Annotated in this window: 8 protein-coding genes; 5 read left to right on the top strand and 3 right to left on the bottom strand. The window is 72.3% G+C overall.

The window, feature by feature from the left end; translation table 11 throughout:
• Positions 1-73: 73 nt before the first annotated feature.
• Together ACZ69I_RS20455 and ACZ69I_RS20450 are read left to right on the top strand one after the other, a co-directional pair.
• Positions 74-1150, top strand: coding sequence for an NAD(P)H-dependent amine dehydrogenase family protein (locus ACZ69I_RS20455; protein ID WP_470833700.1), 1077 nt, complete (start codon positions 74-76; stop codon positions 1148-1150).
• A 3-nt stretch (positions 1151-1153) separates the two neighbouring features.
• Positions 1154-1645 carry a carboxymuconolactone decarboxylase family protein gene (locus ACZ69I_RS20450; protein ID WP_470833699.1) on the top strand — a complete coding sequence of 164 codons (492 nt, stop codon included), beginning with the start codon at positions 1154-1156 and terminating at the stop codon, positions 1643-1645.
• A gap of 16 nt (positions 1646-1661) precedes the next feature.
• On the opposite strand, the gene ACZ69I_RS20445 is transcribed toward ACZ69I_RS20450, so the two are convergent.
• Together ACZ69I_RS20445 and ACZ69I_RS20440 are read right to left on the bottom strand one after the other, a co-directional pair.
• Entirely contained in the window at positions 1662-3299 is a 1638-nt protein-coding gene (locus ACZ69I_RS20445; protein WP_470833697.1) for a GMC oxidoreductase, read from the bottom strand.
• Positions 3300-3423: 124 nt separating this feature from the next.
• A complete protein-coding gene (locus ACZ69I_RS20440) occupies positions 3424-4875 on the bottom strand; it encodes an amidase (protein ID WP_470833853.1) in 1452 nt (483 codons plus the stop codon).
• Between the two features lie 135 nt (positions 4876-5010).
• On the opposite strand from ACZ69I_RS20440, the gene ACZ69I_RS20435 reads away from it, so the two are divergent.
• Positions 5011-5634, top strand: a complete 624-nt coding sequence (locus ACZ69I_RS20435; RefSeq protein ID WP_470833695.1) for a TetR/AcrR family transcriptional regulator — start codon at positions 5011-5013, stop codon at positions 5632-5634.
• A 36-nt stretch (positions 5635-5670) separates the two neighbouring features.
• Here ACZ69I_RS20435 and ACZ69I_RS20430 read toward each other — a convergent pair whose 3' ends face one another.
• A complete protein-coding gene (locus tag ACZ69I_RS20430; protein WP_470833694.1) occupies positions 5671-6381 on the bottom strand; it encodes a TetR/AcrR family transcriptional regulator in 711 nt (236 codons plus the stop codon).
• A 141-nt stretch (positions 6382-6522) separates the two neighbouring features.
• Between ACZ69I_RS20430 and ACZ69I_RS20425 the strand changes: the two genes are divergently transcribed.
• Positions 6523-8772: an MMPL family transporter gene (locus ACZ69I_RS20425; RefSeq protein WP_470833692.1), complete on the top strand. Its 2250-nt coding sequence runs from the start codon at positions 6523-6525 to the stop codon at positions 8770-8772.
• 158 nt (positions 8773-8930) lie between these two features.
• Positions 8931-10850 carry a helix-turn-helix domain-containing protein gene (locus tag ACZ69I_RS20420; RefSeq protein WP_470833690.1) on the top strand — a complete coding sequence of 640 codons (1920 nt, stop codon included), beginning with the start codon at positions 8931-8933 and terminating at the stop codon, positions 10848-10850.
• Positions 10851-10922 lie beyond the last annotated feature (72 nt).

Below are 10922 nucleotides of genomic sequence, written 5' to 3'. Positions count from 1 at the left end.
TCGGGCCGCGCCTCTGTCAACTTCTCGGGCCGCGCCTCTGTCAACCGTCGCCGCCCCTCGCTACCCTCCGCGCATGATTCCCACGGTGGTCTGGGGGACCGGCAACGTCGGCCGTGCGGCGGTGCGTGCCGTCGAGGCCCATCCCGGTCTGAGCCTCGCGGCGGTGCTCGTGCACGACCCCGCGAAAGTCGGCCGCGACGCGGGTGAACTGGCGGGCACGGCAACGCGGTTGGGGGTGGCCGCGACCGACGACATCGAGGCGGTGCTGGCCGCCCGGCCGCGCGCCGTGGTCTACGCGGCCTCCGGCGACCTGCGCCCCGACGAGGCGCTCGCCGACGTCGTGCGGGCGGTGCGGGCCGGTGCCGTGGTCGTCACGCCCGCGCTGTACCCGCTCTACGACCAGCGCGGCGCACCGGCGGAGTTCAGGGACCCGGTGCTCGCGGCGGTCGCGGAGGGCGGCGGCTCGCTGTTCGTCTCCGGCGTGGACCCCGGCTGGGGCAATGACGTGCTGCCGCTGCTGATCAGCGGACTCGGCTCCACCCTCGACGCGATCCGCTGCCAGGAGATCTTCGACTACTCCACGTACGACCAGGAGGAGTCGGTCCGGCACCTGATCGGCATGGGCCACCCCATGGAGTACGAGCCGCTCATGCTCGCGCCCTCGGTCCCGACCATGGTGTGGGGCGGGCAGATACGGCTGATGGCACGGTCGCTCGGCGTCGAACTCGACGCGATACGCGAGACGTTGGAGCGCCACCCGCTGGACACCACGGTGCGCACGCGCACGATGGGGGAGTTCGCGGCGGGCACCCAGGGCGCGGTGCGCTTCGAGGTGCGGGGCATCGTCGGGGGCGAACCCCGCATCGTCATCGAGCACGTCACCCGCATCCACCCCTCCTGCGCGCCCCACTGGCCCTCGCCCCCCGACGGCGGCGACGGCGCCCACCGGGTGATCATCGAGGGCCGTCCGCGCATCGAGGTCACGGTCGAGGCGACCGACGAGGGGGAGAACCGCTCCGCGGGCGGCAACGCCACCGCCGTGGGCCGCCTGGTGAACGCCGTCGACTGGCTGGCGCAGGCCGAACCGGGCCTCTACGACGCGCTCGACGTCCCGCTGCGCCCGGCGGCGGGCCGACTGGGAAGGAAGTGACCCATGACCGGACCCCTGCGCATCGACATCCCCGAGGGTCAGGAGGCGATCCCGTACGTGTGGGGCGACATGGTGCCCGAGATCGGGACGGCCGCGTCGAACTTCTCGCTCGCGGTGTACGCCCACACGACGCTCGGTCTGCGCGAGTTCGAGGCGGCCCGGCTGCGCGTCGCACAGATCAACGGCTGCGTGTTCTGCCAGGACTGGCGGACCGAGCGGGACGGCGAGAAGGTCGACGACGCGTTCGCCGACGCGGTCACCCAGTGGCGTACCACCGACGCCTTCGACGACCGCACGAGGCTGGCCGCGGAGTACGCGGAGCGGTACGCCCTGGACCACCACAACCTCGACGACGCCTTCTGGGCGCGGATGGCCGCGCACTACAGCCAGGCCGAGATCGTGGAGCTGAGCATGAGCATCGGATCGTGGCTCGCCTTCGGCCGGCTCAATCATGTGCTGGGGCTCGACACGGTGTGTGTGCTGCCGAAGCCCTGACCGGCCCGCGGCGGGATCACAGATCCGTCGCGACGATCTTCTCGATGTTCCGTTCGGCGAGCGCCGTGATGGTGACGAACGGATTGACGCTGGTGTTGCCGGGGATCAGGGCGCCGTCGATCACGTAGAGCCCCGGATAGCCCTGCAGGCGCCCGTAGTTGTCGGTGGCCCTGCCGAGCACCGCGCCGCCGAGCGGGTGGTAGGTGAGGTGGTCGCCCCAGATCTTGTACGTCCCGAAGAGGTCGGTCCGGTAGATCGTGCCCTCCTTGGAGTTGATCTTGTCGAAGATCGTCTTGGCGGCGTCGATGGACGTCTGTTTCCAGGCGGTCTGCCAGTTCAGCTCGGCCCGGTCCGCCGCGGCGTTCCAGGTGAACTCGGCGCGGTGCGGGGTCCTGGTGATCGACAGGTAGAACGAGGCGTACGTCTCGATGCCGGTGGGCAGCGGCGCGACCTCGGCGAAGGCACCGCCCGCGGCCCAGTTGTCGATGCCCGCCGTCGGGATGGACGACTGGAGCTTGCCGGTCGGGTCCCACAGGTGGTTGGCGCGGCCGCACATGACGTTGCCGTTGTCGCCCCAGCCCTTGCCGACCTCGCCGTTGAGGCGGGGCAGCGCGCCGGTGGCCTTCAGCTTGACCAGGAGCTTGCTGGTGCCGACGCTGCCCGCGGCGAAGAAGACCTTGCCCGCCGTCACGGACTTGGTGGCGGTGGTGTCGCCGCTGGTGTCGAGCTGGTCCATGGTGACCGTGTAGCCGCCGCCGGCCGCCGGAGCGACCGAAGTGACGCGGTGCAGCGGGGAGATGGTGACCCGCCCCGTCGCCCTGATGCGGGCGAGGTAGGTCTGCTGCAGGGACTTCTTGCCGTAGTTGTTGCCGTACAGGATCTCGCCCGCGAGCGCCGACTTCGGGACGGTGCCCGCCTGCTCCTTCTTCATGTACTCCCAGTCGTACACGTCGGGCACGAAGGTGAACTGGAAGCCGGAGCGCTGTGCGTGCTTGCGGCCGACCCGGGCGTACTGGTAGCACTCGGCCGTCTCGAACCAGGCGGGGTCGATGGTGTTCACGCCGAGCCCCGCGTTGGCGCGCGGGTAGTAGGTGCCGTACATCTCTCCCGCGTCGACCGTCGGCAGGACGGCGCCGAAGTTCTCGCGCTTCGGCGTGACCGCCATGCCGCCGTTGACCAGTGAGCCGCCGCCGACGCCGCGGCCCTGGTAGACGATGATGCCGCCGAACTCCTCGGCGTCCAGGATGCCGGTGTGCCGGGGGACGTCCTTGTCGATCGGGAAGCCGAGGAAGTTGCTGATCGGCTGCTTGGTCCTGCTGCGGAGCCAGAAGGAACGCAGGTCCGGTGCCGTGGTGTTGGCGAAGATCTTGCCGTCGGACCCGGGGGTGTCCCAGGCCATGCCCATCTCGACCATGTGTACGTCGACGCCCGCCTCGGCGAGCCGCAGGGCCGCGACGGAACCGCCGTACCCGGTGCCGATCACCAGGACCGGCACGTCGGCCCCGTCGGCGACCGGTGCGGCGGCGGCCCTCGCACGGGCCGGGCCGGCCTGACCGGCCAGCACGACCGCTCCCAGAATAGAACTCGTTCCAGCAATAAATCTTCGGCGTGACACACCGTCAATTCCGGTGTCACGCGCGGCAGATGCACTCATGTGATCTTCCTCACGTTTGGCTGAATCGAAACGAGTTCTACTGCGGAGCGAGTGTGAAGTCACGACATACCTGTAAGTAATTTCGAGCCGCCCCCGCAGTGGGCAGTGGGTCAGTGGGCAATGGTCAGTGGCCCGGCTGGTTCCCCGCCCACACCGCGGGGGTCCGGCCCGACCACGGGCTCGCCTGCTCCAGCTGGCCCGCGAGCCGGAAGAGCAGCCCCTCCCTCCCGTACCCGGCGGCGAACTGCATGCCGACCGGGAGCCCCGTGGCGGCGTCGGCCGTCACCGGCACGGACATCGCGGGCGCGCCGGTGACGTTGAACACCGCGGTGAACGGCGACAGGTCGAAGAGGCGGCGGAGCCAGCCGAGGCCGTCCATCGCCGCCGCGCCCTCGGCGTGCGTGCCCAGGGGCACGGGCAGCTCCGGCAGTGTCGGGGTGAGCAGCACGTCGTGCGTGCCGAAGTACCGTGCCAGGCTGCGGGCGACCCGGTTGCGGACCGCGAGAGCAGCGACGAACTCGGTGCCGCCGACCCGCTGCCCGTAGTGGTAACTGGCCAGTACGGGCGGCTCCAGGGTCGAGGAGTCGACGGGGCGGCCGAGGGCGGCGGCCAGTTCGTCGACCTGGGCCGCGAGGTTGGCCGTCCACTGCCGGGCGTTGGACAGGAGGAACTCCTCCCAGTCGGCGCCGAGTTCGACCTGCGTCTCTTCGACCCGGTGGCCGAGGGATTCGAGCAGCCGCACCGTGCGCGAGAGTGCGTCGGTCACGGGCGCGGTGGTGCGGTGACCGCCCCACGCGTGCGTGAGAACACCTATCCGCAGCGTGCCCGGGTCGCGGGTGACCTCCTCCGCGTACGGCCGGGGCGGCTCCTGGGCGGCGTAGGGGTCGCCCGGCTCGGGGCCGCTGATCCGGTCGAGGAGTGCCGCGCTGTCGCGCACGGTGCGGCTGACGCCGCCCTGCACGGCCAGGCCGTTGAAGATCTCGTCGAAGTCGGGGCCGACGGAGACGCGGCCGCGGGTGGGCTTCAGGCCGAAGAGACCGTTGTACGAGGCGGGGACCCGGATCGAGCCCGCGGCGTCGGTGGCGTGGGCGAGCGGGACCACCCCGGCGGCGACGGCCGCGCCCGCGCCCCCGCTGGACCCGCCCGCGCTGCGCCCGAGGTCCCACGGGTTGCGGGTCGCGCCGTACAGCACTGGTTCCGTCGTGGTGCTGTAGGCCATCTCCGGCGTGGCCGTCCTGCCGAACGTCACGAGACCCGCGCGGCGCAGGCGCCGCATCAGGAAGGAGTCGGCGGCGCTGACGTGGCCGGCCGCGAGGCGGCTGCCCAGTTCCATGCGCCTGCCGGCCATGGCGACCGCGATGTCCTTGATCAGGAAGGGCACACCGGCCAGCGGTGAACTGCCGGGCCGGGGCTCGTCGTCGGTCTGCCAGGTCTCCACGACGGCGTTGATCCGCGGATTGACCGCCCGCGCGGCCTCGCGGGCGGCGGCCTCCAGTTCGGCGGGGGTCACCTGCCCCGCGGCCACCAGCTCCGCGAGCCCGACCGCGTCGAATTGCACGTACTCGGTGATGCGCACTGTCACTCCCAGCAGAACAGCAGAGGAAACGATACCTAGTGGTGCCATCCGATACCGATCGGTATCGGATGGCACGGGCTGGTACCGTAGCAGGGGGTCAGAGGCCCAGCAACGAACCGACGTCACGGAGCAGCCATGGCATCCACCGTCAGCAGGCCGGACCGGGTGGCCCAGCTGCCGCCGCGTGAGCGCATCCTCGACGCGGCGGAGGAGCTCTTCCAGAGCGAGGGCATCCGGCGGGTGGGCGTCCAGGCGATCGCCGAGCGGGCAAGCACCACCAAGATGGCGATCTACCGGCACTTCGAGACCAAGGACGCGCTGGTCGCCGAGTGGCTGCGGATCGTGGCCGCCGACTACCAGGCCGCCTTCGACCGGGTCGAGGCCGACCACCCCGGACGCCCCGAGGAGCAGATCCTGGGCCTGGCGCGCTTCATCGCCGAGGGCCTGCCCGCGCTCTCGCACCGCGGCTGCCCGTTCATCAACTCCCTCGCCGAACTGCCCGACCGCTCCCACCCCGCCCGGCAGGTGATCGAGGAGCACAAGGCCCGCCAGACCCGCAGGCTGGTCGGCATGTGCGCCGCCGCCGGGCTGCCCGACCCCGAACAGGTCGCCGCCGAGATCACCTTCGTACTCGAAGGCGCCCAGGTCAGTACGCAGAACGGAAGCATCGACCGGCCGGGGGAGCGGCTGATGCGCATCGTCGAGGGGATCGTGGACCGGCACGGGACCGCCCCCGGGGCGGCGGCGACCGCCGGCTGACCGTCCGGCATCCGCACCGGGAACACGGCGCAGCTCTCAGGCGGCGGGAATCCTGCGGTGGATGTCGTCGAGCAGGTTGAGCATCGACACCCGGAAGATCTCGGCCTGGTGGTCGCCGAGGAACGACGTGTGCCCGAACACCTCCAGGACCACGAGGCCGTGCATGTGGCCCCACGCGCTCATGAACAGCGCGATCGCGGGTGGCGGCAGTTCGCCGAGGCCGGTCGGCGGCAGGCCCGCCATGTGCGCCCGCAGCGGCGCGGAGAGCGGGGGAGTGGTGGCCGCGGCGAGCTGCGCCCCGGTGAAGTCGCCGAACAGCACGCGTTCGAAGAGCGTGCTCATGCGGCGCGTCGCCCGGGTGGTCGGGCCGTCGGCGGGCGCCTCGTAGCCCCGCAGCGGTGTGCCGTAGAGGAGTTGGAAGCGCTCGGGATGGGCGAGCGCCCAACTGCGATAGCCCTCGGCGAGGATCACCAGGCGCGGCAGGTCCGGGCCGTCATCGGCGGTGTCGACGGCGGCCTCCAGGGCGTCGGCCAGGTCGTCGTACGCCTTGGTGAGGAGCACCGTGAGAAGGGCGTCCCGGTTCGGGAAGTAGTGGTAGAGCGCCTGCACGGTCATGCCGAGGGTGCGGGCGACGGCGCGCAACGACAGGGCGGCGGGCCCGACTTCGGTGATCTGCTGCTCGGCGGCCTCGACGATCTCCCGGGTGGCGGTGGCCCGGCGCCGTTCGCGCAGGGAGAGCTGGGGCATCGCGGGTTCCTCCCCCTGTGGAAGCCTGAGTGTTCGGAAAATCTAACACTGCCAAAACTTCTGTGCCCTCACTAGCGTCGTGCACGGCGGCGAGGCGTGCGTTTCGCGCCGTTTTCGTAGGGACACCGAAGGAGATCGGGCGTGTTTGAACGCATAGCCGACATGGCGATTCGCCGGTCACGGTTGGTACTCGTCGTCGCCGCCGTGGTGGTGGCCCTCATGGGCGCCCTGGGCGCGGGTGCGTTCGGGAAGCTGCAGGACGGCGGCTTTGAGGACCCGGCCTCGCAGTCCGCCCGCGCCCGGACCGTCATCGACGAGAAGTTCGGCGGCGAGACGAACCTGGTGCTGCTCGTCCGCGCCGCCGAGGGCCGCGTCGACGCCCCGGCCACCGAACTCACCGGCAGGGCCCTGGTGTCCGACCTCAGGAAGGAGCGGGGCCTGGAGAACGTGGTCTCGTACTGGGACACCGACAACCCCGACCTCCGCTCCGAGGACGGCCGCGAAGCCGTGATCCTCGCCCGGGTGAAGGGCGACGACGCGGAGCGGAAGGACAACGCCGAGAGCGTCATCGGCGACTACGCGGGAACGTACCGGGGCGACCTCACCGTCAAGGCCGGCGGCAGCACCGGCGTGAGCCACGAGATGGGGCCCCAGACCGGCAAGGACCTCGTCCTGGCGGAGAGCATCGCCGTGCCGCTGATCCTCCTGCTGCTCCTGGTCGTCTTCGGGAGCGTGGTCGCCGCGCTGCTGCCGCTGGCCATCGCGCTCATCGCCATCGTGGGCGTGTTCGCCCAGCTCTTCCTGCTCGGCAGCGTCACCGACGTCTCCATCTTCGCGGTCAACCTGACCACGGCACTCGGCCTCGGACTCGGCGTCGACTACGGCCTGTTGATGATCAGCCGGTTCCGCGAACAGCTCGCCGCCGGGGCGCGCGTGGAGGACGCCGTACGGACGACGATGAGCACCGCGGGCCGCACCGTCGCGTACTCCGCCGCGACCGTGGCGGCCGCACTCGCCGCGCTCATGGTGTTCCCGCAGTACTTCCTCCGCTCGTTCGGCTACTCCGGGGTCGGGGTCGTCGTCATCGCGGCCCTCGGCACCCTCTTCGTGATGCCGGCCCTGCTCAACGTCCTGGGGGACCGGGTCAACAACGGGCGGATGCCGTGGGTCGAGCCGGGGCGCGCCGCGGCCGCCGGAACGTCCGCGTGGGGCCGCCTCGCCCGCACCGTCATGCGGCGGCCCGCGCTCACCGCGCTGCCGGTCCTCGCGGTGCTCCTGGTGGCGGCGAGCCCACTCCTCGGCATCACCTTCGGCACGGCGGACGAACGCGTACTGCCGGAGGGTGCCGAGAGCCGCCAGGTGTCGGCGTCGCTGCGGGAGAACTTCAACGGCAACGACGCCGCTGCCCTGCACGTCGTCATCGACAAGGCCGTCGGCAAGGCCCCCTTGGCGCGGTACGCGGCCGGGCTCTCCGCGCTCGACGGGGTCGCCCGCGTCGAGACCGGCACCGGCGTCCACACCGACGGGCGCCCCCAGGCGAAGACACCCGGCAACCCGGCACTCGCCCGCCCCGCCGCACAGCAGCTCAACGTGGTGAGCACCCTGACGCCCAAGTCGGACGCCGCCCAGAACCTGGTCGACGAGGTCAGGGCGGCCACCCCGCCCGTAGGGACGCACCCGCTCGTGGGCGGCGCCGACGCCGAACTCGTCGACTCCAACGACTCCATCGGTGGCCAACTCCCGCTCGCCGTAGGCCTCATCGCCGTCACCACCTTCCTGCTGCTCTTCCTCTTCACCGGCAGCGTGGTGCAGCCGGTGCGTGCCCTGGTCCTCAACATGATCAGCCTGGGCGCGACCCTCGGCGCCATGACCTGGATCTTCCAGGACGGCCACCTCTCCTCGCTGCTCGGCTTCACCCCGCAGCCGATGGAGACCTCGATGACGGTGCTGATGTTCTGCGTCGCCTTCGGCCTCTCGATGGACTACGAGGTGTTCGTCACCAGCCGGATCAAGGAACTCCACGAGCAGGGCGAGGACAACGAGTCCGCCGTGGCCAACGGCCTCGGGCACACCGGGCGCATCGTCAGCGCGGCGGCCGTCCTGCTCGCGGTGAGCTTCTTCGCCTTCGGTACGGCCGAGATCAGCTTCCTGCAGCTGTTCGGCCTGGGCAGCGGCCTCGCCATCCTCATCGACGCCCTGGCCGTACGCGGCATCCTGCTGCCGGCCGCGATGCGGCTGCTCGGCCGCTCGGCCTGGTACGCGCCCGGCTTCCTGCGGAGGTTCCACGCCCGGTTCGGCCTCAGCGAGAAGGCCCCCGAGCCCGTGCGGGCGCCCGCCCCCGCCGTCTCCGCGGCCGAGCCGCCGTACGCCAACAGCTCGACGGACGCCTGAGAGCCTGGCTCTGAACCCGCCGAGCCCTCGATCGCGGTGCCCGCCTCCCTCCCCCGGAGGCGGGCACCGCTCTGCGCGCGGCGTCCCTCCCGGCGACCGCGCGGCGGATCCGGAACAGGCCATCGACCGCACCCACCCCGCCGGGAGACCATCGCCCCATGCTTCCCACCACCAAGGGCGCGGACCCCACCGACCCCCGGGGGGCCCTGCGCTGCCTGCTCGACCTGCTCGACCGGGGCGCACCCGCCGAGGAATTCGCGCGCCCCGCCGCCCGCGCCCGCGAGGCCGGCGCCACCACCGCGGACCTCGCCGCCCTCGACGAGGCCACCGACGTGGCGCTGCGCATCCACCGCACCCTGGGCACGCACCGCCGCCGCGAGGCCGAACTCACCGCCCTGTTCGACACCGCGAGCGACCTCGCGGCCCTGCGCGACGCGGACGCCGTGCTGCACGCCATCGTGCGCCGCGCCAAACTCCTCCTCGGCACGGACGTCACCTACCTCTCCCTCAACGACGAGGCGGCGGGCGACACCTACATGCGGGTGACCGACGGCAGTGTCGCCGCGGCCTTCCAGCAGTTGCGGCTCGGCATGGGCGAGGGACTCGGCGGGCTCGTCGCCCAGACCGCCCGCCCCTACGTCTCCGGCGACTACCAGCGGGACCCCCGCTTCCACCACACCGACGCCATCGACAGCGCCGTCCGCCAGGAGGGGCTGCGGGCCATCCTCGGCGTGCCGCTGCGCCTCGGCTCGCGCGTCATCGGCGTGCTGTACGCGGCCGACCGCGCCGCCCGCGAGTTCGCGACCGAGGAGATCGTGCTGCTCTCCTCCCTCGCCGACCACGCCGCCATCGCCATCGACGGGGCGCGCCTCCTGGAGGAGACCCGCGCCGCGCTCGTCGACCTCAACGCCGCCACCGAGACCATCCGCGCGCACAGCAGGGCCCTGCGCCGGGCCGAGCGGGCCCACGACCAGCTCACCGATCTCGTCCTGCGGGGCGGCGGCGCGGGCGACGTGGCCGACGGCATCGCCGCCCTCCTCGACGGCGGGGTCCTCATCCACGACGCGGACGGCGTCGAACTGGCCCGCACCGGCACCGGACCGCTGCCCCCGCCCGCGCCCGCCGTCGCGGCGTCGCGTGCCAGCGGCCGTGCCGTCCCGCAGGACGGCACCTGGGTGTGCGCGGTCCTGGCGGGACCCGAACTCCTCGGCAGCATCGCCCTGACCGGACGGCCCGAACTCGCCGACGCCGACCGGCGGTTGTTCGAGCGTGCGGGCGTCGTCACCGCCTTGCTGCTGCTCCTTCGCCGGTCGGTCGCCGAGACCGAGGACCGGGTCCGCGGCGAGCTCCTCGGTGACCTGCTCGGAGCCAACGGCGATCCGGCCGGCCTGGTCGGCCGCGCCCGCCGCCTCGGCGTCCGGCTCGACCGGCCGCACACGGTGTTCGTCGCCCACGGCGAGAGCGCGCCCCGGCCGCGGCTGCTCGCCGCGGCGCACCGCACCGCCCGCGCCCACAGCGGCCTTGCAGGCCTCCACCACGACAACGTGGTGATCGTGGCCCCCGCCGGCGTGCCCGGCACCGACGCCCGGGCGCTCGCCGCCGCACTGGGACAGGTCGTCGGCGCCCCGGTCACCGTGGGCGCGGCGGGTTCGGCCGCCGGGCCCACGGGGCTGCCCGATGCGCACGCCGAAGCCCTGCGCTGCTTCTCCGCACTGCGGGCGCTCGGCCGCACCGGCCACGGTGCGACGCTCGCGGACCTCGGCTTCGTCGGACTGCTCATCGGCGAACAGGCCGACCTGGGCGCCTACGTCCGGGCCACCCTCGGTCCCGTCCTGGACTACGACAGCGACCGCGGCACGGAGCTGCTGCGCACCCTGGAGGTGTACTTCGGCCAGGACCGCAGCCTCACCAGGGCCAGGACCGCGCTGCACGTGCACGTGAACACCGTGGTGCAGCGACTGGAACGCGTGGCGCGGCTGCTCGGCGACGACTGGAACACGCCGGCCCGCACTCTGGAGATCCAACTCGCCCTGCGCCTCCACCGGTTGGCGCCACTGGCGCGTGAGCCTCGCCCCTGATGAGTTGACACTTCCGCGCCTGTTGGATCCGTCACCCGGGCGACCTACCCTGGAACCGCCTGAAGGGGAGTC

It is taken from the genome of Streptomyces sp. NPDC036815, from assembly GCF_055609205.1.
This window is presented reverse-complemented; position numbering and strand designations above follow the sequence as displayed.